Consider the following 21,316-nt stretch of genomic DNA (forward strand, 5'->3'; position numbering starts at 1 on the left):
TTGGGACGAATCATTGCCGGTGCGGGATCGACACGTTTTCAGGATCGCAATTTTTCCGAACCGTCCCGGTTTCGGAGCATCAAGACGGGGTTAAAACTCATGCATCTCAAACATTTCCTCGCCGCGAGCGTCGCCGGCATCGGCATCGCCACGCTGGCCGCAGCGCCGGCCGCCGCGCAGCAGATCACTTCGGGTATCGAAGGTACGGTCGAAGGCGCCGACGGCGTCGCGATCCCCGGCGCGACCGTGGTCATCCGCGACACGCGCACCGGCCGCACGCAGACCTCGACGACCGGCAATGACGGTCGCTTCCGCGCCGAATCGCTGACCGCCGGCGGTCCGTACACGATCACTGCGACCGCACCGGGCTTCGAAGGCCAGACCGTCGAGGGCGTGTTCATCACTATCCAGGGCAACACCGCCCTCAGCTTCGAGCTGGCCGAACAGGTCGGCGCGACCGCCGCGAACACCATCGTCGTGAGCGCGAGCCGCGTGAACCTGACCCAGCTCGCGGTCGGTCCGTCTTCCGCCTTCGGCGAAGCGACGATCGAGTCCTTCCCGTCGATCAGCCGCGACGTCCGCGACATCATCCGCCTCGACCCGCGTGTCAGCCTCGAGCGCGACAATGAAGTCGATCGCATCTCCTGCCTCGGCGGCAACGATCGCACCAACACCTTCACCGTCGACGGCATCGTCCAGGCCGACGTGTTCGGCCTCAACGGCACGCCCTTCGCCGCGCGCAACTCGCTGCCGCTCCCCTATGACGTGGTGCGCGAGACCTCGGTCGAATTCGCGCCGTTCGACGTCGAATATTCGGACTTCACCGGCTGTCTCGTCAACGTCGTGACCAAGTCGGGCACCAACGAGTTCCACGGCTCGGCCTTCTACACCTATTACGACGACAGCATGCTGGCCGACGATCTCAACGGCCGTCCGCTCAGCTCGGGCAGCGAGAAGCGCTGGGGCGCCACGCTCGGCGGTCCGATCATTCCCGATCGCCTCTTCTTCCAGTTCGGCTACGAGCAGACCGACCTCGGCGACGCCAATGACGAAGGTCCGCGCGGCGGCGGCTTCGCCAATGAAGTCAACGCCATCACGCAGTCCGACTTCGATCGCTTCGCGCAGATCGCGCGCGACGTCTACGGCCAGGATATCGGCGGTTACCCGCGCACCCTGCCCGAATCGAACGAGCGTTACTTCGGTCGCATCGACTGGCTGCTGTCGGACGATCACCGTCTCGAACTCAGCTACCAGCGTCTCGAGGAAAGCAATGTCGAACCCGATTTCGGCGGCGGCCAGCTCGGCGGCCTGAACTCCTTCGAGGAAGAGGGCACGGTCTCGAACTACTACTCGGCTCGCGTCTATTCGGACTGGAGCGACCGCTTCAGCACCGAACTGCGCATGTCGCTGTCGGACGTGAACGACGTCCAGGGCCCGTTCGGCTTCGGCGAAGCCCAGTCGGAAAATCCGACCGTCCGCCTGCAGGTCGGTACCCGCCAGCAGCGTGTCGATTCGAACGGCAACCTCGTGTTCGATAGCGCCAACAACCCGGTTTACGATTACGGCGCGCTTTCCACCGGCCCCGGCATCTTCCGTTCGGCCAACGCGCTGACCAACGAAGTCTTCCAGGCCAAGCTGCTCGGCAAGCTCGATCTCGACGACCACCAGGTCAAGATCGGTGCCGAAATGAACTCGCTCGAAGTCTACAACCTGTTCGCCATCAACGCGACGGGCACGCTGTACTTCGCCAACCTCGACGATTTCGAGGACGGCATCCTCAGCAACGGCTTCGACTTCTTCCCGAGCAATCAGGAAATCTTCGAAGGCACCGCCTACGGCGCAGACATCAACGCCACGCCGACCGGCGACATCAACGAAGCTGCGGCCACCTTCACCCGCAACATCTATTCGGTGTACGCGCAGGACGAATGGCAGGCGACTGACCAGCTGAGCCTGATCGGCGGCGTGCGTCTCCAGTTCTTCTCCGGCGATGCGCCGCGGGCGAACCCGAACTTCTTCAATCGTTACGGCTTCACCAATGCGAACGGCTTCGGCCAGATCGACCCGGTGGTCCTGCCGCGCCTCGGTTTCACCTACGAGTTCTTCAACGACGGCATGCTCGCGGATACCCGCGTCACCGGCGGCGTCGGCGTGTTCTCGGGCGGTGACCCGGTGGTCTATTACTCGAATGCGTTCTCGAACAACGGTTACTCGAGCGCGCTCGGGACCTCCGTGTTCTGTGCCACCACGCCGACCGACGTCGTGCAGAACGGCTCGTTCACGGGCTTCCCGCAGTGCGTGACCGACTCGGGCTCGGCCTCGGCCGCGGCCGGCCTCGCCGATACGCAGTCGACCGATCCGAATTTCGACGTGCCGACCGTGACGCGTGCGAACATCGGCATCCAGACCGACCTCAATTTCACCGACACCGGCTTCTTCAGCGACTGGCAGGTGAACCTCGACTACATCTACAGCCGGTTCAACAACACGCTGAACTTCGTCGACCTGTCGCAGACGCCGAACCCGTCGCAGGGCAATGGCGGCTTCATGGTCGACGGTCGTCCGATCTACGACGCCATCGACCCGAGCAATGCGGGCTGTAACGCCGTACTTCAGGGCACCGGCGGCACCCCCCCGGTCTACACCGGTGTGACCGCTCCGTGCTTCGCGACCGGTCGCGACGACGAGATCCAGCTCACCAACGGCCCGGGCTACGAAAGCCATGTCGCCTCGTTCCTGCTGACCAAGCGGTTCGATCGCGGCATCTTCACCGACGGCGGTGGCATCGCCTTCCGCGCGGGCTATACGTTCATCGACTCGAAGAACAATCGCAACGTCGGCTCGTCGACCGCGACCTCGTCCTACGACGTGACCGCGGCGTTCGATCGCCAGAACCCGGCAGTGTCGACCTCGAACTACGAGACCCGTCACAACTTCGTCGTGGCGACGAGCTTCCGCGAGCAATTCTTCGGTGAGTTCGACACCCGTCTCGGCGTGTTCTTCCGCGCCAGCGAAGGTCGCCCGTACAGCCTCGTGTTCTCGAACGGCGGTGTCTTCAACGACAGCTCGTCGGGCAGCTTCAACGCGCTGCTCTACGTCCCGTCGGGCCCCAACGATCCGAACGTCGCGCCGGCCAGCCAGGCCAATGCGCAGGCGGTCCTCGACTACGTCAGCACGCTGGAAGATTGCGAGTTCACGCCCGGTCAGTCGATCGAGCGCAACACCTGCCGCAATCCGTGGTCGTACGACCTCGACCTGCGCTTCAGCCAGGAAATCCCGGGTCCGGGCAGCCTGTTCGGTGTCGTCGAAGACGAGATCGAGCTGTTCGTCGACTTCGACAATTTCCTGAACCTGATCGACGGTGGCGCGAACATCCGTCGCTTCACCGGCGATGTCGGCGTGGCGAATGCGGGTTACGATTCGCAGGGTCGCTACGTGATCGGCCCGGTCAGGGCGGCGGACTACGCCAACCAGGACGATTACTACAACATCGCCACCTCGGCCTCGGCCTGGAAGATCCAGGTCGGCGCGCGGTACGAGTTCTGATCATGCGCAACCTTATGATCGCACGTTCGATCATCGCGGCGGCCGCCCTCTCGGGGGCGGCCGCTTGCGTTTCGGGCCTGCAGGAAATCGACTGGGCGAACGAACCGCTCACCGTCGCGGTCGACGATGCGGAACTGGGGGAAGACACCGTCATCACCCGCTTCGCCTTCGGCAGCTGCAACAAGGAAACCGCGTCGCAGGACATCTGGTCGACGATCGCGGGTACCGATCCGCAGCTGTTCATGATGATCGGCGACAATGTCTATGGCGACAGCGACTGGCCGGGCGACGCGCAGCTGTCGACCTTCCGCCAGAGCTACCGCACCCAGGCCGCCGACCCCGGCTTCAACGCGCTGCGGCGGCAGGTGCCGTGGCTCGTGACGTGGGACGACCACGATTACGGCCCCAACGACTCGGGCGGCGACTTCGAATACAAGCGCCTGTCGGAACAGCTGTTCGAGACCTTCTGGGGTTCGCCGGCTGACGTGCGCTCGCGCCCGGGCATCTACCACTCGGTCACAGTCGGCCCCGCCGGCAAGCGGGTCCAGTTCATCATGCTCGACACCCGCTACTTCCGCGACGATCTGCTCGCGGGCGAGTTCGTCGAGAATCTCGGCAAGTACGAACCGAACACCGATCCCGGGGCTTCGATGCTCGGTGCCGCCCAGTGGCAGTGGCTGCAGGACGAACTGGCCGAACCGGCCGACCTGCGCGTCGTGGTGTCGTCGATCCAGGTGCTGACCGAGGCGCATCGCTGGGAAAGCTGGTCGCGCCTGCCGCTCGAGCGGGCCAAACTGCTGCGCATGCTCGGCGCGCGCAATGGCGGTGGGATCGTGCTGCTGTCGGGCGACCGGCACCAGGGCGCGATCTATAAGGACACGCCGGCCGAACTGGGCGAGGAGGTGTGGGAATTCACCTCGTCCTCGCTCAACCTCGCCTTCGTCAGCCCCGATGCGAGCACGCGCGAGCCCGATCCCCGGCGCGTCACGCCGATGGTGAGCGAGGAGAATTTCGGGGTCGTCGATATCGACTGGGCGAAGCGCCAGGTCACTTTCGACCTGCTCAGCGACAAGGGCGTGACGTTCGAAAAGCGGACTGCCCGCTTCTAGTCGTAGATACAGGCGTCGAGCGCATCCCTGCGCACCACGCCGATGCGCGCCGCCACGCTATTGCCGTGGCGGCGTAGCCATCCCGACGGGTTCTTGACCGAACGCTTCTTGGGCTGGGGCAGGGCAGCGGCCATGCGTGCGGCCTCGCTCTCGCTCAATTGCGCCGCAGGCTTGCCGAAATAGCGATAGGCTCCGGCCTCGACGCCGTAGGTCCCGATCCCGGTCTCGGCGACGTTGAGATAGACTTCCATGATGCGCCGCTTGCCCCAGATCTTCTCGATCAGCAGCGTGAACCAGGCCTCGAGCCCCTTGCGCGCGTAACCGCCCCCCTGCCACAGGAACACGTTCTTGGCGGTCTGCTGGCTGATGGTCGAACCGCCGCGGATCCTCCCACCCTGCTGGTTGCGGCGATAGGCCTCCTCGATCGCCTCGCGATCGAACCCGTCATGCGAGCAGAACTTGCCGTCCTCGGCCGCGATCACCGCGTCGACCATGTCGCGATCGATCCGCGACAACGGGGTCCAGTCCTTGGTGATGCCGTTTTCATCCATCACCATCGTGGCGGTAACGGGCGGGGGCACCACTGCAAAGAGCAGCACCAGCGCGATGCTGAGCGCGACGAAGCCGAGGATGAGCGAGGCGAAGAACTTGGCGACCCGAAGCATGGTGGACCTGCTCTAACGGGCGCTCGTCAATTTGCCAACGGAGCCGCGCGGGTACGTTGCAAAATGGCTGCATATGGGAAGAAATAGTCGGTTGCGACGAAGGAAATGCTGCTAACCTTCGATAGTTAACTAAAGTAATAGGGAGGCAAATAAGCCCATGAAATCCGTCATTTCATATGAGAGTCGATATATGGCTTCGCAATGAAAGTGTAACGTGGAGATAGAGTGCAAATAGAACCGTATTTCCTCGCGATGGAATAGTGAGTACTTGGGCGGTCGAAGGGCGGTTCGCGAATAGTGCGAGTCGCCTTTCGTGTAATTTCAACGCACGCCCCATCGCGTGCCCATGGGATCACTTGCCATGAAAATCGCCTACCTGGCCGGGTGCGCCGTCGTCGCGCTCGCTACTCCTTCCGTCGCTTTCGCCCAGTCCACCGGCTCCACCGAGGTCGAGGAAAAGGCCGAAACCACCGTCGTCATCACTGGTTCGCGCGAAGATCGCGGCGTCGAAGGCATCGTCGTACCCGATACCTCGAAGGCCAAGCAGGTGCTCACGCAGGAACAGCTCTCGAAGAACGCTCCCGGCCAGACCGTGCTCGATTCGATCAACGTCGTCCCGGGTGTCAGCTTCACCAATAATGATGCCTACGGCTCGGCCGGCGGGCAGCTCTATATCCGCGGCTTCTCGCAGGACCGTATCAGTCTGACCTTCGACGGCGTGCCGCTGAACGATTCGGGCAATTACCAGATCTATTCGAACCAACAGCTCGATCCCGAACTGATCGAGCAGGTCAACGTCAACCTCGGTACGACCGACGTCGATAGTCCCACCGCCGCGGCGACGGGTTCAACCGTCAACTATCGAACCCGCGTGCCGGGAGAAGAGTTCGGGGTGCGCCTGTCGGGTTCGGCGGGCGAATTCGATTTCTTCCGCATTTTCGGCATGGTCGATACCGGTGAATTCACGCCGCTCGGCACGCGCGCGTTCTTTGCGGCGAGCACCGCCTCGAACCGCAACCCGATCAACAATTACGGCAAAATCGACAAGCAGCAGTACAATGCCCGGATCTACCAGCCGCTGGGCAATGGCAACGACTTCATCTCGATCGCCGGTCACTACAATCAGAATCGCAACAACTTCTTCGGCTCGGTCCCGCTGCGCACCGATCTGACGCAGAGCGCCACGAACACCGCGCCCCGCGTGGTCGGTGCCGGCAGCGGCAATCGTTTCCCGCTGACTCGCGACGAAGCGAGTTACGACATCAACTATCCTTGCACGACCAACCAGGTCGCGCGCACCGGGGTCGCCGACACGCCGAACAGCTGCGGCACCGAATTCGACCGCCGCTACAACCCGTCGAACACCGGCAATATCCGCGGGGCCTCGCTGTTCACGGTCACCGATTCGATCCGCCTGACCTTCGACCCCAGTTACCAGTACGTGAAGGCCAATGGCGGCGGTACGGTCGGCGCGCGTGAACGCGGCCTCGACATCAACCCGGCGGGCGGCGCGGCGAATTGCACGACCGTCACCACCGGAGCCAACGTCGCCTGCACCCCGGGATATCTCGGCGGCCGGCCCTATTTCGGTCGTGACCTCAACGGCGACGGCGACCTGCTCGACGAAGTCACGCAGCTCGCGCCGAGCCAGACCCAGACCAATCGCTACGGCGTCATCGCCAACCTGATCTGGGACATCTCGGACGCGCACACCTTCCGTGTCGCCTATACCTACGATCGCGCGCGGCATCGTCAGACCGGCGAAGTCGGCGGTCTCTATGTCAGCGGGGAGCCGCTCGACGTCTTCCCGATCAACGATCCGCTGGCGGATGTAACTAGCGCGGTGCTGCAAAAGCGCGACCGCCTGTCCTACGCGATCCTCAACCAGGTCTCGGGCGAATATCGCGGTTCCTTCTTCGACGAGCGGCTGGACATCACCGCCGGCGTGCGTGCGCCGTTCTTCACCCGCGATCTCAACAATTACTGCTTTACCACGAGCGATAGCGGTTTCGTCGACTGCTTCGGCGAAGGCGATCCGCGCAACGCGACCTATGCCGGGTTCAATCCGACGGTCCAGGGCCCGCAGCAACGCATCCTGAAATATGACGAGATCCTGCCCAATGTCGGTTTCGTCTACTCCTTCGACAATCCGTTCTCGGTCTTCGCGAACTATTCGAAGGGCCTGCAGGTCCCGGGTACCGACGCGCTCTACAACGCGTTCTTCTTCGCCCCCGACACGCCGCAGGCGCGCCCGAACCCCGAACGCACCGACAATTTCGATCTCGGTATCCGCTTCCGCGACCGCAACATCCAGGCGCAGGTGACCGGCTGGTTCACCAATTACGAGGACCGCCTCGCCTCGGCCTACGATCCGATCCTCGAACGTTCGGTCTATCGCAACCTTGGCAAGGTCGAGAAATACGGGATCGACGGCTCGGTCGCGTGGCAGCCGGTCTCGCAGCTCGCGCTCTATGCCTTCGGTTCCTACCTCAAGTCGGAGATCAAGGACGACGTACAGTCGGGTGCCTGTACCGCCGCGCAGGTCACCGGAGGCACGTTCGGGTGCGCCAGCATCGGTCAGGGAATTTTCGTCGCCACCGCCGGCAACCGTGAAGGTGGTGCGCCCGAATATACCTATGGCGCACAGGCCCGTGGCCTGTTCGGCCCGTTCGAGATCGGGCTCACCGCGAAGCGCACCGGCGGTCGTTTCATCTACGACACCAACCTGCCGGTCTACGGCGGCACGGCGGCTGCACCCTACGAAATCTACGATGCGCAGACGCCGGCGTACTGGCTGGTCAATCTCGATGCCCGGCTGAGCCTCGAGGCGATCGGCCTGAACGACCGGACCTTCATCCAGTTCAACGTCTACAACCTGTTCGACGAGCTGTATGTCGGCAACTTCACCAGCGGCCTGAACCAGGGCAACGTGATCGGTGCGGGCCAGTTCGGCGGCAATCCGAGCGCGCCACCCTTTGCCCAGATCGGCGCCCCGCGCACGATCTCGGGCACGGTGACCTTCGGGTTCTGATAACAACAACCCCTCCCGCCGGTAGGAGATGCCCGGCGGGGAGGGGGCGATTCGTCAGACTGGCAGGCGAGCCGCCATCGCGCGGCTCGCCTTTTTTTATCGCGGCATTAAGAAACCGCCGCGAACCGGGGAGGTTCGCGGCGGTATCGTTGTCAGGTGGGGCGGGTCAGGCCGCGGGCAGCGCGGTGTAGCGCGTTTCTGCGAGGTTCTTCATCGCCTTCTGCAGTTTCTCGAATGCGCGCACCTCGATCTGGCGGATGCGTTCACGGCTGACGTCGTAGACCTTGGAGAGTTCCTCCAGCGTCTGCGGGTTCTCGGTCAGTCGGCGCTCGGTCAGGATGTGCTGCTCGCGCTCATTGAGGTCGCCCATCGCTTCGGCCATCATCTCGCGCCGCACGTCGAGTTCCTGCGCTTCCTCGACGGTCTGGTCCTGCAGCGGGCGATCGTCGGTCAGCCAGTCGAGCCATTCGCCCGAGCCTTCCTCGCCATTGCGCATCGGCACGTTCAATGAACCGTCGCCGCCGCGCATCATGCGGCGGTTCATGTTGACCACTTCCTGCTCGGGAACGCCGAGATCGGTCGCGATCTGCTTGACGTCGTCGGGGTGAAGGTCGCCGTCCTCGTAGGCGTCGAGGTTCTTCTTCATCCGGCGGAGGTTGAAGAACAGCTTCTTCTGCGCCGCGGTGGTGCCCATCTTCACGAGGCTCCAGCTGCGCAGGATGAATTCCTGGATCGAGGCCTTGATCCACCACATCGCATAGGTCGCGAGCCGGAAGCCGCGATCGGCCTCAAACTTCTTGACGCCCTGCATGAGGCCGACATTGCCTTCGGAAATGAGGTCGCTGACGGGCAGGCCGTAGCCGCGATAGCCCATCGCGATCTTCGCCACGAGGCGCAGGTGCGAGGTGACGAGCTGGGCCGCCGCCTCGGTGTCCTCGTGCTCCTCGTAACGCTTGGCGAGCATGTATTCCTGCTCTTGCGTGAGGATCGGGTATTTCTTGATTTCGGTGAGATAGCGGTTGAGGCTCTGTTCCCCGTTCAACGCAGGAACGCTCATACCTTTCGTCTTGGTCGTCACTGTTTCCCTAAACCTTTCGTTTGCCGACCGACTTCGCCGGACCCCTGATGGGCATCCGATCGTCTGCGGTCGCAGGACCTATCGTTATAGACGGATTCGTTACGAAACCGCCAATGGTTTCATCGATCAAAACGGGCTATTTCGTCGATAAGTTCCCGCATGTCGCGGGGCAGATCGGCGCGGAAAACCACGCGTTCGCCTGTTGCCGGGTGGGCGAAACCGAGTTCGGCGGCGTGGAGCGCCTGGCGCTGGAAGCCGAGCCGGTTGAGAATCGGGCGAAGCGGGGCCGGAGCCCTTCCGTAGAGTGGATCCCCCAATAGCGCATGACCGATTGACGCGCAGTGAACGCGGACCTGGTGGGTGCGCCCGGTCTCGAGCCGGCACTCGATCTCGCTGCAATGCGGGTAGGTCGCGGTGGTCGAATAATGCGTTACCGCGTGCTTCCCGCGCGTCGTACCGTCGGGCAGCACCGCCATCTTCTTGCGGTTGCGGTCCGAGCGTCCGATCCGCCCGGCCACCGTTCCCGAAGCGGGTTTCGGCTTGCCGCCGGCGAAAGCGATATAGGCGCGGTCGATCGAATGGTCGGCGAATTGCGTGGCGAGGCCTTCATGCGCGGAATCGGTCTTGGCGACCACCAGCAAGCCGCTGGTGTCCTTGTCGATCCGGTGGACGATCCCCGGGCGTGCGACCCCGCCGATACCCGACAACTGCCCCGCACAATGATGCAGCAGCGCGTTGACGAGCGTGCCGTCGCGATTGCCCGCCGCCGGGTGGACGACGAGCCCGGCGGGCTTGTTGACGACGATCAGGTGTTCGTCCTCGAACACCACGTCGAGTGGGATGTCCTGCGGCTGCGCTTCTGCCGGTGCGGCGGGCGGTACGTCGATTATGTAGCTCGCATTGGCCCCGGTCCTCGCTGAGGCGCTGGTCACCAGTGCTCCCGCGACCTGCACCCGGCCCTCGGCGATCAGCGCCTGGATACGCCCGCGCGACAGCCCCGACGCCTCGGCCAGCGCCTTGTCGAGCCGCGCGACCTCCGGGGGAAGCGTTCCTGTCAGGATGCGTGCATTGTCCACGGTTCGATGCCCTATGCTTTCCAATCGCGCAGGCCAACGCTAAAGCCGCGTAAACCTTGCCGCGCACCCCGCGACCCATCTCACATCGGACGCTTCGCCTACATGACTGATTATACCCGTATCGATCTCGCCAGCCTGCTTTGTTCCCGCCTCTGTCACGACCTGCTCAGCCCGGTCGGCGCGCTCAGCAACGGCCTCGAATTGCTGTCGAGCGAGGACGATCCGGAAATGCGTGACCGCTGCGTCGAACTGCTCGAACAGAGCGCGCGGATCAGCACCGGCAAGCTCAAGTTCTTCCGCCTCGCCTATGGCTCGGCCGGCGGGTTCGACTACCAGATCCCGTCCGAGGAGCCCGCCGCGCTGATTCAGGCGCTGGCCGAGGATAATGGCCGCGTTGAACTCAACTGGCAGGTGCAGAGCGCCTCGCTCCCCAAGCCCGCGGTCAAATGCCTGCTCAACCTCTCGCATATCGCGATCGACGCGTTGGTGCGCGGCGGTTCGCTCGATATCGGGGCGGAGCAGAACGGGGAGACGACCGAGATCGCGATCCGCGCCGAAGGAACGCGCATCGCGTTCGACGAGGAGATCGGCCGCGCGCTGCAGGGCGAATTGCCGGTCGATGCGATCACCCCGCGCACCGCGCCCGCCGCGATGATCCACGGACTCGCGGCCCAGCATGGCGGCGGAATCCAGTACCAGCTGCAGGACAATGCCTTGATCCTCGGCGCGATCGTCCGCGAGGCGTGATCGCGGCATGAGCGAGGAGCGCCCGAACGACGAACTGGTCCACCGCGAGGTAACGTCACCCAACCAGGACGAGCGGACGCTGCCGATCTCGATGCTGGTGATCCACTACACCGAGATGGAGGACAAGGGTTTCGCGCTCGAACGAATGTGCGATCCCGAGACCAAGGTTTCGGCGCACTACCTGATCGGCGAGCAGGGCGAGGTCATCCGCCTGGTGCCCGAAGACAAGCGCGCGTGGCACGCGGGCGTATCCTACTGGCGCGGGATCAAGGACGTGAACTCGGCCTCGATCGGGATCGAGCTCGATCATCCGGGTCACAAATACGGCTATCGCGAGTTCAGCGAGGCGCAGTTCGAAGCGCTCGTCCCGCTGGTGGCGCGGATCGTGAAGGATTACGACATTCCGCGTGCCAACGTGGTCGGCCATTCGGACGTCGCGCCCGAACGCAAGATCGATCCGGGCGAGCTGTTCCCGTGGGACCGCCTCGCCGAATATGGCCTGTGCCTGCCGCGCCCGGAAAAGCTCGAGCGTGGCGATCCGTTCGACAATGACGCCGCCTTCTACCTCGCGCTCGAACGCTTCGGCTACGACATCAGCAACGGTCACAAGGCGGTCGAGGCGTTCCAGCGCCGCTGGCGCCCGCGCAAGATCGACGGAGAGATCGACGGCGAAGTCCGCGCGATCCTGTTCGAACTGCTCTTGGATCGCGACCGCGGGAACGCTAGATAGGCCCTGCCAGGGGGCCGGGCAGCCGCGTTGCGCAAGCACCGAGGAAAGTCCGGGCTCCGTGAAACGAGGGTGGCGGGTAACGCCCGCCGCGGGCAACCGCAGGGACAGTGCCACAGAGAGTATACCGCCGATGGCGCCTAAAGCGCACAGGCATGGGTGAAAGGGTGCGGTAAGAGCGCACCGGGGGGCCGGTAACGGTCTCCGCATGGCAAACCCCACCCGGAGCAAGGCCGAATAGGGGCACCGCGCCAGTTCGCTGGCAGGGGCGTTTCGACCCGAGGTGCCCGGGTTGGCTGCTCGAGCGGCGGAGCGATCCGTCGCCTAGATGAATGGCTGCCCCCGCCGTCTGGCGGGACAGAACCCGGCTTACAGGCCCCCTGGCATTATCTGAGGATTTCCGAGAGGCGCTGGCCGTAGGCATCGAACACTTCGAGCATGACGACGATGTTGCCCTGCGGGATGCCGTAATCGGCGATTACGTAATGGGTCATCGCGATCACGCCGTTGCGTTGCAGGAAAGCCGTCGGCACGGCGGTATCGTTGAAGGTAGCGAGGGCATCATGGACCTCGGCGTCGCTCTGAGTTTCCTTTTTCTGCCACAGTGCGGTCAGCGACAGCCCGACACAGCGGCCCGACCCGCAACCGGCGGCCTTCGCGATGACGATCAGGCCGCTAGGTAAGGTGATGACGAGCGATTCCTCGCCGTCGCCGATTTGTCGCCATTCGGTCTTAGTCGGCTCGAGCTGCGCGGCGATCGTCTCGAGGTTGGTCTTGGTGAAATACGGAATCATCTCGCGGGAATCGAAATCGCTGTCCTGGGCGACGGCAGGACTCCCGAGACCCAGCAGTGCGACGGCGGCAGCGAAAGCGATTTTCTTCATGGTGTTCCCCTGGTCTGTTCGGCTGGAGCCTATTGGTCATGCACCGGGGTCGCAAGGTGCGGCTTCCTGACGTTTTGTGACGGGACATCTCTCACAAGCGACCCATCGTTTGACGCATCCCGGCCGCGCCCCGCGATCGCCCGACGGCGAAGAGTCTTTTCAATTTCGCCGGAAAGCGGCAATCTCCCCTCCAAACAGAGGGGGAGAGACTCGATGATGAAGTGGATGATGGCGGGGCTGCTGGCCTCGAGCGTGGCCGTGACGCCCGCGCTGGCGCAGACCAAGCTGTTGCGCGATCCGGCATTGTCCGACAATCAGATGGTGTTCGCCTATGCCGGCGACATCTGGATCGCGAACCCCGACGGATCGAATGCGCGGCGGCTGACCAGCCATGCGGCGGACGAGCGGGATCCCGTTTTCTCGAGCGACGGATCGATGGTCGCCTTCTCCGCCAATTACGACGGTAATTACGATGTCTTCGTGGTGGCGGCGAGCGGGGGGACCCCCAAGCGGCTCACCTGGCATCCGGGCAACGACAACGTCCAGGGCTTCACCCCCGATGGCCGCTCGGTCGTGTTCGCTTCCGCGCGCGAGACCCGCAGCGGGCGCGCCGGGGCGATCTACACCGTGTCGGTCGTCGGTGGCTTCCCCGAAAAAATGTCCGAGATGCGCAGCGTCGGTGGCAGCTATTCGGAGGACGGCGAACTGTTCGCCAACGTGCCCGGGGTCTCGGGCTATAACGGCTTGTGGGGCGGATCGTCGGGCTGGCGCGGCTATCGCGGCGGCACCCAGCCTTCGATCGAAGTGGTCGATCCCGACGCGCGCGCACTGCGCGAGATCTCGGGCGAGGGCTCGACCGAGTTTGACCCGTTCTGGATGGGCGGCCAGCTCTATTTCCTGTCCGATCGCGCCGCCGACAAGGTGTTCAACGTCTATCGCTGGAACCCGGCCGACGGATCGGTCGCGAAGGTCACCGGCGAAACGACCTGGGACGTCCGCAATGCCGACGGCAGGAACGGCAGGATCGTCTACGAGGCGGGCGGCGAGCTGAAGGAATTCACGGTCGCGAGCGGATCGACCCGGACGCTGCCGATCGCGCTGTCGCCCGACCTGCCGCAGCGCCAGAAGCAGTGGAAGGACGTGTCGGACAACATCGAGAGCGTGGCGATCTCGCCCTCGGCCCAGCGCGTGGCGATCACCGCGCGCGGCGAAGTATTCACCGTACCGACCGACAAGGGCAGCACGCGCAATATCTCGGCCAGCGCGGCGGAGCGCAATTACAGCGGCATCTGGTCGCATGACGGCACCAAGCTTGCCTATATCACCGACGATGGCGACGGGCAGGCGCTGGTGATCGAGGACCAGAGCGGGATCGAATCCGCGCGGCGCGTCGCGCTCGGTCCCGATTTCTACCAGCTGGTCGACTGGGGCGGCGACGGGAAATACCTGATCTATGCCGACAACAAGCTTTCGCTGCGCGCGCTCGATGTCGCGGCGGGCACGAGCTGGACGGTTGCCCGGACCGACCGGCGCAACGGCGATTTCGACGCCGCGCTCCATCCGAACGGTCGCTGGCTGGCCTACACCACCCGCGGCGCGACCTATAACGCCGCGCTCAATCTCTACGATTTGACCACGCGGCGGACCTATCCGGTGACCGGCGAGTTCGCCGATATCGGTTCGCCGACCTTCTCCAAGGACGGCAAGCTGCTGTTCTTCACCGCGTCGACCAATGCCGGGCCGCAGGCGCTCGGGCTCGACATGACCTCGCAAGAGCAGCCCTACCGCGCCGGGATCTATGCGCTGGTGCTGGAGAAGGACGGCAAGAGCCCGCTCGCCCCGATCCTCGCCGACGAAGAGGCCGATGGCGACGCGAAGCCGGACGCGGACAAGGAGGAGAAGAAGGACGAAGCCGACCCGGTCGTCGATCCCGAAAACCTTCGCCGGCGGATGATCTCGCTGCCTGTGGCCGAGCAGTTCTACACCAGCCTCGCCACGGCGAAGGACGGCAGCCTCTATTACGTCGCGCTCGAACAGGCGGGCGATCGCAACGATGCGCCGGGCGATGCGCCGCAGGCCGGATCGCAGCTCTATCGCTTCGATTTCGAGGAGCGCGAGGCCAAGACCGTGGCGAGCGGCATCACCGGCATCCAGATCGACGCCAAGGGCGAAACGCTGCTGCTAGCCAAGCCCGGCGGCGAGTTCATGACGTCGAAGGCGGGCGAAAAGCTCGATCCCACGCCGCTCAACCTTTCCGGCCTCAAGCTCTATGTCGACCCGGCGCAGGAATGGCGCCAGATCTTCAACGACGTGTGGCGGATGGAGCAGGCCTACTTCTACGATCCCAACATGCACGGCCTCGACTGGGCGGCGATCAAGCGCCGCTACGAACCGTTGCTCGCGCATGTGGGGCGGCGCGAGGACCTGAACGAGCTGCTGGTCGAGATGATCGGCGAGATGCAGGTCGGGCACAACCGCGTGGGCGGGGGCGACGTCTGGTCGGGCGGATCCTCGAGCCCGGGGCTGCTGGGCGCGGATATCCGCCTCGAAAACGGGCGTTACCGGATCAAGAAGATCTACGACGGCGAACAGTGGAATCCGTTCATCGATGCGCCGCTCGACGCCCCGGGTGTCGACGTGAAGGAAGGCGACTACATCCTCGCGGTGAATGGCCGCGAGGTGACCGCGCGCGACAATATCTTCGAGGCGCTGTCGGGCTCGGCCGGCACCCAGGTTGCGCTCACCGTGGCGAGCACGCCCAATGGCGAGCGCCGTACCTCGGTGGTCGAACCGGTGCGCAACGAAGGCGCCTTGCGGCTGTGGAGTTGGGTCGAGGACAATCGCCGCTATGTCGACGAAAAGACCGGCGGCAAGGTCGCCTATGTCTACATGCCGAACACCGCGGATGCGGGGTACACCTTCTTCAACCGCATGTATTTCGCGCAGACCGACAAGAAGGCGCTGATCCTCGACGAACGCTCGAACGGCGGCGGGCAGGCGGCGAACTACGTGATCGACGTGCTGCGGCGCGAATACCTCGCCGGGTGGAAGGATCGCGAAGGCCTCAACTGGTCGACCCCCGGCTCGGGGATCTGGGGCCCGAAGGCGATGCTGATCGACCAGGACGCGGGCTCGGGCGGCGACTGGATGCCCTATGCCTTCCGCGCCTCCGGCCTCGGCCCGCTGATCGGCACCCGCACCTGGGGCGGGTTGATCGGCATCAGCGCCAATCCGAATCTGATCGACGGCGGCTTCCTGGTGGTGCCGTTTTTCCGCTTCTTCGAGCCCGACGGGACGTGGAGCATCGAGAACGAGGGCGTCTCGCCCGATATGCGGGTCGAACTCGACCAGCTCGCGCTCGACCGCGGCGAGGATACCCAGCTCGACGCGGCGATCGCCTACATCCTCGCGGAGTTGGAGCGCAATCCGGCGCGCGATCCCAACTGGACGCCGCCTTACCCGACCGAGCTGGGCGACTGATCCGGTTGCGAAGGGGCGCTTGTTCAGGATCGAGCAAGCGCCCCTTTGTTAATAAAACTGCATGAAGAAATTAACACCTCTCCTTGGCGCCCTTTCGCTCGTCGGCGGCGCGACGGTGGCTTTCGCCGGTGTCACGGTCGATCGCGACTGGACCATCGGCCCGTGGATCAAGGGAAAGAACTATTCGGTCGGCATGCCGGCCCGGCCCGAAAGCACCGACGCGGGGATCGCGATCGACTTCCCGACCACGCCGCGCAGCCACGTCCACTATGTGACCTTCGATCCGGGCTCGCTCGAGGGCAAGTCCGAGATCGTCATGCGCTATCGCATCGATGCCGAACCGGGGACGCGCTTCGTCCCGCAGCAGGAGCCCGACAAGCCGGGCGCGATCTCGCTGTTCTTCCAGCGCCGCGGCGACAATTGGAGCGCACGCGGGCGGTATGAATTCTATCGCTGGTACGCGCCCACGGCGAAGGTGAAGCAGCTATCGCGCGGCAATCACGAAATCCGCATCTCGCTCGACGATCCCGAGTGGATTTCGGTCGGATACCGCAATCCCGCGGTCGCGCCCGAACTGTTCGAGGCGGCCAAGCGCGATACGGCGAAGGTCGGCTTCGTGCTCGGCTCGGACGTGCTGCGCGGCCACGGCGTCTATGCGACCGGCCCGGCGCGGATGACCGTCACCGGGTTCGAGATTCGCTGACCCTCAGCCGCGTCCGATGCTGGCGTAGGTGAACCCGGCGTCGCGGACGTCCTGCGGATCGTAGATATTGCGCAGGTCGACCAGCACGGGCGCCTTGGCGAGGTCCTTGATCCGCTTGAGGTCGAGCGCGCGGAACGCGTCCCACTCGGTCACTATCGCCACCGCATCGGCACCCTCGATCGCCTCGTACGGGCCGTCGACCATCGTCACCTCGGGCATCAGCGGCCGCGCCTGCTCCATCCCCTCGGGATCGAACGCCGCGACCTCGACCCCGGCATCGGTGAGCGTCTGTGCGACCGCGATCGCGGGCGAATCGCGCATGTCGTCGGTGTTCGGCTTGAAGGTCAGGCCAAGTAGCGCGACCTTCTTGCCGCGCGCCTTGTCCGCGCCGCCGAGCGCGTCGAGCACCTTGCGGCCCATCGCGCGCTTGCGGCTGTCATTGACCTTGACCACCGCCTCGACGATCCGCGTCGGACTTTCGTAATCCTCGGCCGTCTTGAGCAGCGCGAGCGTGTCCTTGGGAAAGCACGAACCGCCATAGCCGGGACCGGCATGAAGGAACTTCGCCCCGATGCGGTTGTCCATCCCGATGCCGCGGCTGACGTCCTGCACGTTCGCGCCGACCTTCTCGCACAGGTCCGCCATCTCGTTGATGAAGGTGATCTTGGTCGCGAGGAAGGCGTTGGCGGCATACTTGATCAGCTCGGCCGAGCGGCGCGAGGTGAACAGGATTGGCGACTGGTTGAGGTAGAGCGGGCGATAGACCTCGCTCATCACGTCGCGACCGAACTCGTCGTCGGTGCCGATCACGATCCGGTCGGGCCGCTTGAAATCGCCGATCGCGGCGCCTTCGCGCAGGAATTCGGGGTTCGAGACGACCGCGGTGCGCACGTCGAGCTTTGCATCGGCGAGGATCCGCTCGACCTCGTCGCCGGTGCCCACCGGCACGGTCGACTTGGTGACCACCACTGCATCGTTCCTGAGCGTCGCGCCGATTTCTTTCGCCACCGCGTAGACGAAGGTGAGGTCGGCATGGCCGTCGCCCCGGCGGCTCGGCGTGCCGACCGCGATGAAGATTGCATCCGCGCCGTCGATCCCCTCGGCGAGGTCGGTGGTGAAGGACAGGCGGCCCGCCTTGACGTTGGTTTCGACCAGCGCATCGAGACCCGGTTCGTAGATCGGCATCACGCCGTTCTCGAGCGCGGCGATCTTTTTCTCGTCCTTGTCGATGCAGACCACGTCATGGCCGAAATCGGCGAAGCAGGCGCCCGAAACCAGGCCGACATAGCCCGATCCGACCATTGCGATTTTCATAGCAGACTCCTGTGGGAGATTTCCGGTGCGCCGGCTTCGCTTTCGCGCGCCTCGATCAGCCAGCGTGAGGTGCCTTCGAGGCCGAGCGCGGTCAAGCGACCGGTGGTATAGGCGCCGGTATCGATCCCGATGCGATTGGGACGGTGTTCGACCTCGTCGCTGATCGTATGGCCGTGGACGACCATCGCGTCATGCGCGTCGCGGTGCGAGAGGAACGGCTCGCGGATCCAGCGCAATTCGTGCGCGCGCTGTTCCTCGAACGGGATGGCGGGTCGGACACCTGCATGGACGAAGGCATAGTCGCCGATCCGCACCATGTCCTCGAACCCGGCGATGAATTCGCGGTCTTCCTCGGGCACGGCGCGCTTCATCATCTCGAGCACTTCGCTGCGCGTGGCGGCACGATAGGCCTTCCGGTCGACCGGGTAGCTGAGCAGCGTTTCCTGGCCGCCATAGCGCAGGAAGTGACGCAGCACCTCGACGTCTTCGAAACTGTCGAGGAACATTTCCTCGTGATTGCCCATCAGGATCCGGACATGGCCGGTCTGGCAAAGCTGGCGTGCGCGCGCGATCACCCCGGAGCTGTCGGGTCCGCGATCGATCAGGTCGCCGAGCAGGATGAGCGTGACTTCGGCATCGGCGCGAGCCGCGTCGTCCGCGTCGATCGCTTCGAGCAGGGCATCGAACAGGTCCAGCCGCCCGTGGATATCGCCCACGGCATAGACCCGCTGCCCCGCCGGGATGGCGTGGACGGGTTCGGGAGCCTTGGGGCGTTTGAGTTTGCGAAGGGCTGACAGCATGGTGTTTGGTCGCACCATATTCAGGTGCGCGCGGCATATAGGAAGACATCGCCATGCGGGCAACGCTTGCCTGCGATTCGCGATCCTCTAGAACCGCGGGCGATCCGCCCCCCTGTCCAGCGAGACCTCGACATGCGCTTTGCCCTCGGCCTGACGGCCCTTTGCCTCCTTGCCACCCCCGCCATCGCGCAGGACAGCTACGACACCGACCCGCCGCCGCTGCTCGAAGTCTCGGGCGGGGTCGAGCTGATGAGCGACTATCGTTTCCGCGGCATTTCGCGCTCGGACGGCGATGTCGCGGGCAAGGCGTGGGGCGAACTGCGCCACGCGACCGGCTTCTACGGCGGGGTATCGGCCTATTCGGTCGACGGTGCGCCGCAATTCGCCGATCTCGAATTCGAGCCCTATGCCGGGTGGAGCGGTTCGGTGCTGCCGCTGGTCGATCTCGATGTCGGGGTCGCGCGGCGGATCTATGTCGGTGCGCCGGGCGCGCTCGCGACCGATTACTGGGAGCCCTATGCCGCAGTGGTCGGCGTGCTCGGCCCGGCCAAGCTGCGTTTGGGCGCGGCCTATGCGCCCGACCAGGATTCGCTCGGCAGCGACGACAATCTCTACCTTTCTGCCGATGCCGAAGTCGGACTGCCGTTCAGCCCGCTGAGCTTCGACGCGCATGTCGGCTATTCGGACGGTCCGCTGTCGGCGCAATCGCTGGTCGGTGCAGGCGACAGCGGAACCGACTGGTCGGCCGGCGTCCGCTACCAGTTCCTGCCCATGCTCTCGGCCAAGCTCGAATATGTCGGCAACGACGCGCCCGGGATCGACGGCCTGACCGACGATACCGTTGTCGGCAGCGTGACCTTCCGGTTCTAGCTCATCAGCCGAGCGTAAAGCTCACCGTCGTGACGACCCGCACCTTCTTGTAGGGGGTGTCCGACGCGCCCCAGCCGCCGCTGCTGTCGCCGTCGCGCGCGTCGATCGAGAAATAGCCCTGCGTGGCTTCCTTGATCGGTCCAACATCGGCGCCGCTGTCTTCGGCGAACTGTCGGCTGCGGCACGCGCATCACGGGTCGCCTCGGCAACCATTTCGGGCTTGATGTCGTTCAGTTTGGTGAAGGTGTAGGACATGCCCGAGCCTTCCTCGATCAACACCCCGCGCCGCACGATATCGAATTGCCGCGCGACCGCCTGCTGGGCCTTCTCGATGTCGGAGGTCCTCAGTGCGAGGCGTTCGCGCACCGTGTAGCGGGTCACCCCGTCATCGGTGTAGCTCGAAACGTTGGCCCCGGTGGGCTGCAAGGCGTCGGCGGGGAAACCGAGCTCGGCGAAAAACGCCTCGAGCGCGGCGCGATCCTGCGAAACCTTGGCCTGCGCCGCGCCGAGATCGGTGCTGGTGGTCGAATAGCTGATCGTCCAGGTCGCTAGGTCGGCGGTCACTTCGCGTTCGGCGAGGCCGCGCACGGTCACCGCGCGCTCGGCTTCCTTGGCGCGCGGGATGCCGTCGCCGAGCAGGTAGCCGCCGAGCGCCATGCCGATCGCGAGGATCGCGGCGCCGCCGAGCAGGCTCAAGGTGCGAGGGTCGAAGGCGAAGCGCGAATGCGCTTGCGTGGGAGAGGCAGTGTCGTTCATCGGGACATTCTCCGGCTGGAGTTACGCGACCATGCGATGAACTGTGCTTCAGCTGCGATGAACCGAATTTGAATGAAAGGATGCCGCAATGGCCCGCTACCTCCACACCATGATCCGCGTCGCCGATCCCGATGCCGCGATCGACTTCTTCAAGCTGATCGGGCTCGAGGAAGTGCGCCGCAAGGAGAGCGAGGCGGGACGCTTCACGCTGATCTTCCTCGCCGCGCCGGGCGAGGAGGGCGTCGCCGAACTCGAACTGACCTATAACTGGCCGCCCGAGGACGGCAGCGCGCCGGAGACCTATTCGGGCGGGCGCAATTTCGGGCATCTCGCCTATCGCGTCGACGATATCTACGCGACCTGCCAGCGGCTGATGGATGCGGGCGTGACGATCAACCGTCCGCCGCGCGACGGGCACATGGCGTTCGTCCGTTCGCCCGACGGGATCTCGGTCGAATTGCTGCAGGATGGCTATCTCGAGCCGCAGGAGCCTTGGGCGAGCATGGAGAACACCGGCAGCTGGTAAGCGT

General features: G+C 64.6%; 15 protein-coding genes, 1 other RNA gene and 1 pseudogene. 10 read left to right on the plus strand and 7 right to left on the minus strand.

Features of this window, described 5'->3' with window-relative positions; translation table 11 throughout:
• The first annotated feature begins 99 nt into the window (after positions 1 to 99).
• Both IEW49_RS02495 and IEW49_RS02500 read left to right on the plus strand, forming a co-directional pair.
• Entirely contained in the window at positions 100 to 3,546 is a 3,447-nt protein-coding gene (locus IEW49_RS02495; RefSeq protein ID WP_188641198.1) for a TonB-dependent receptor, read from the plus strand.
• 2 nt (positions 3,547 to 3,548) lie between these two features.
• Entirely contained in the window at positions 3,549 to 4,655 is a 1,107-nt protein-coding gene (locus IEW49_RS02500; RefSeq protein WP_188641199.1) for an alkaline phosphatase D family protein, read from the plus strand.
• On the opposite strand, the gene mtgA is transcribed toward IEW49_RS02500, so the two are convergent.
• A complete protein-coding gene (gene mtgA / locus IEW49_RS02505; protein WP_188641200.1) occupies positions 4,652 to 5,320 on the minus strand; it encodes a monofunctional biosynthetic peptidoglycan transglycosylase in 669 nt (222 codons plus the stop codon). The two genes, IEW49_RS02500 and mtgA, sit on opposite strands and share 4 nt — an antisense overlap.
• 361 nt (positions 5,321 to 5,681) lie before the next feature.
• Between mtgA and IEW49_RS02510 the strand changes: the two genes are divergently transcribed.
• Positions 5,682 to 8,351 carry a TonB-dependent receptor gene (locus IEW49_RS02510; protein WP_188641201.1) on the plus strand — a complete coding sequence of 890 codons (2,670 nt, stop codon included), beginning with the start codon at positions 5,682 to 5,684 and terminating at the stop codon, positions 8,349 to 8,351.
• 166 nt (positions 8,352 to 8,517) lie between these two features.
• Here IEW49_RS02510 and rpoH read toward each other — a convergent pair whose 3' ends face one another.
• Both rpoH and IEW49_RS02520 read right to left on the minus strand, forming a co-directional pair.
• Positions 8,518 to 9,408: an RNA polymerase sigma factor RpoH gene (rpoH, locus tag IEW49_RS02515; protein ID WP_188641202.1), complete on the minus strand. Its 891-nt coding sequence runs from the start codon at positions 9,406 to 9,408 to the stop codon at positions 8,518 to 8,520.
• 140 nt (positions 9,409 to 9,548) lie between these two features.
• Complete coding sequence (locus IEW49_RS02520; RefSeq protein WP_188641203.1) at positions 9,549 to 10,505, minus strand: RluA family pseudouridine synthase; 957 nt, start codon at positions 10,503 to 10,505, stop codon at positions 9,549 to 9,551.
• 102 nt (positions 10,506 to 10,607) lie between these two features.
• Here IEW49_RS02520 and IEW49_RS02525 point away from each other — a divergent pair, with 102 nt between their 5' ends.
• From IEW49_RS02525 to rnpB, 3 genes are all read left to right on the plus strand, one after another.
• On the plus strand, positions 10,608 to 11,252 hold the full coding sequence (locus tag IEW49_RS02525) for a histidine phosphotransferase family protein (RefSeq protein WP_188641204.1): 645 nt from the start codon (positions 10,608 to 10,610) through the stop codon (positions 11,250 to 11,252).
• Between the two features lie 7 nt (positions 11,253 to 11,259).
• A complete protein-coding gene (locus tag IEW49_RS02530) occupies positions 11,260 to 11,982 on the plus strand; it encodes an N-acetylmuramoyl-L-alanine amidase (protein WP_188641205.1) in 723 nt (240 codons plus the stop codon).
• A gap of 6 nt (positions 11,983 to 11,988) precedes the next feature.
• An RNA gene (gene rnpB / locus IEW49_RS02535) (RNase P RNA component class A) lies at positions 11,989 to 12,367 on the plus strand.
• Here the strand turns inward: rnpB and IEW49_RS02540 are convergent.
• Positions 12,366 to 12,863: a YbjN domain-containing protein gene (locus tag IEW49_RS02540; protein WP_188641206.1), complete on the minus strand. Its 498-nt coding sequence runs from the start codon at positions 12,861 to 12,863 to the stop codon at positions 12,366 to 12,368. The genes rnpB and IEW49_RS02540 overlap by 2 nt on opposite strands.
• A gap of 213 nt (positions 12,864 to 13,076) precedes the next feature.
• On the opposite strand from IEW49_RS02540, the gene IEW49_RS02545 reads away from it, so the two are divergent.
• On the plus strand, positions 13,077 to 16,343 hold the full coding sequence (locus tag IEW49_RS02545) for a S41 family peptidase (protein WP_188641207.1): 3,267 nt from the start codon (positions 13,077 to 13,079) through the stop codon (positions 16,341 to 16,343).
• A 115-nt stretch (positions 16,344 to 16,458) separates the two neighbouring features.
• Positions 16,459 to 17,046, plus strand: coding sequence for a hypothetical protein (locus IEW49_RS02550; RefSeq protein ID WP_229658049.1), 588 nt, complete (start codon positions 16,459 to 16,461; stop codon positions 17,044 to 17,046).
• Between the two features lie 3 nt (positions 17,047 to 17,049).
• Here the strand turns inward: IEW49_RS02550 and IEW49_RS02555 are convergent, their stop codons facing one another.
• On the minus strand, positions 17,050 to 18,360 hold the full coding sequence (locus tag IEW49_RS02555; RefSeq protein WP_188641209.1) for a UDP-glucose dehydrogenase family protein: 1,311 nt from the start codon (positions 18,358 to 18,360) through the stop codon (positions 17,050 to 17,052).
• Positions 18,357 to 19,160: a metallophosphoesterase family protein gene (locus IEW49_RS02560; RefSeq protein ID WP_188641210.1), complete on the minus strand. Its 804-nt coding sequence runs from the start codon at positions 19,158 to 19,160 to the stop codon at positions 18,357 to 18,359. The genes IEW49_RS02555 and IEW49_RS02560 overlap by 4 nt, the downstream gene beginning before the upstream one ends.
• Positions 19,161 to 19,292: 132 nt before the next feature.
• Here IEW49_RS02560 and IEW49_RS02565 point away from each other — a divergent pair, with 132 nt between their 5' ends.
• On the plus strand, positions 19,293 to 20,030 hold the full coding sequence (locus IEW49_RS02565; RefSeq protein ID WP_188641211.1) for a TorF family putative porin: 738 nt from the start codon (positions 19,293 to 19,295) through the stop codon (positions 20,028 to 20,030).
• 4 nt (positions 20,031 to 20,034) lie between these two features.
• On the opposite strand, the pseudogene IEW49_RS02570 reads toward IEW49_RS02565, so the two are convergent.
• A pseudogene (locus tag IEW49_RS02570) lies at positions 20,035 to 20,687 on the minus strand (SIMPL domain-containing protein).
• 187 nt (positions 20,688 to 20,874) lie between these two features.
• Between IEW49_RS02570 and IEW49_RS02575 the strand changes: the two are divergent.
• A complete protein-coding gene (locus IEW49_RS02575) occupies positions 20,875 to 21,312 on the plus strand; it encodes a VOC family protein (RefSeq protein WP_188641212.1) in 438 nt (145 codons plus the stop codon).
• Positions 21,313 to 21,316: the final 4 nt, after the last annotated feature.

The organism is Pseudoblastomonas marina (genome assembly GCF_014641655.1).
GTDB classification, from domain to species: domain Bacteria; phylum Pseudomonadota; class Alphaproteobacteria; order Sphingomonadales; family Sphingomonadaceae; genus Alteriqipengyuania_A; species Alteriqipengyuania_A marina.

What these genes read in the sequence shown, in the direction of transcription:
- IEW49_RS02510 (WP_188641201.1), top strand. Translation starts at nt 5,682, where the DNA reads ATGAAAATCGCCTACCTGGCCGGGTGCGCCGTCGTCGCGCTCGCTACT.
- IEW49_RS02500 (WP_188641199.1), top strand. Translation starts at nt 3,549, where the DNA reads ATGCGCAACCTTATGATCGCACGTTCGATCATCGCGGCGGCCGCCCTC.
- IEW49_RS02575 (WP_188641212.1), top strand. Translation starts at nt 20,875, where the DNA reads ATGGCCCGCTACCTCCACACCATGATCCGCGTCGCCGATCCCGATGCC.
- mtgA (WP_188641200.1), bottom strand. Translation starts at nt 5,320, where the DNA reads ATGCTTCGGGTCGCCAAGTTCTTCGCCTCGCTCATCCTCGGCTTCGTC.
- rpoH (WP_188641202.1), bottom strand. Translation starts at nt 9,408, where the DNA reads ATGAGCGTTCCTGCGTTGAACGGGGAACAGAGCCTCAACCGCTATCTC.
- IEW49_RS02540 (WP_188641206.1), bottom strand. Translation starts at nt 12,863, where the DNA reads ATGAAGAAAATCGCTTTCGCTGCCGCCGTCGCACTGCTGGGTCTCGGG.
- IEW49_RS02545 (WP_188641207.1), top strand. Translation starts at nt 13,077, where the DNA reads ATGATGAAGTGGATGATGGCGGGGCTGCTGGCCTCGAGCGTGGCCGTG.
- IEW49_RS02565 (WP_188641211.1), top strand. Translation starts at nt 19,293, where the DNA reads ATGCGCTTTGCCCTCGGCCTGACGGCCCTTTGCCTCCTTGCCACCCCC.
- IEW49_RS02555 (WP_188641209.1), bottom strand. Translation starts at nt 18,360, where the DNA reads ATGAAAATCGCAATGGTCGGATCGGGCTATGTCGGCCTGGTTTCGGGC.
- IEW49_RS02525 (WP_188641204.1), top strand. Translation starts at nt 10,608, where the DNA reads ATGACTGATTATACCCGTATCGATCTCGCCAGCCTGCTTTGTTCCCGC.
- IEW49_RS02495 (WP_188641198.1), top strand. Translation starts at nt 100, where the DNA reads ATGCATCTCAAACATTTCCTCGCCGCGAGCGTCGCCGGCATCGGCATC.
- IEW49_RS02560 (WP_188641210.1), bottom strand. Translation starts at nt 19,160, where the DNA reads ATGCTGTCAGCCCTTCGCAAACTCAAACGCCCCAAGGCTCCCGAACCC.
- IEW49_RS02530 (WP_188641205.1), top strand. Translation starts at nt 11,260, where the DNA reads ATGAGCGAGGAGCGCCCGAACGACGAACTGGTCCACCGCGAGGTAACG.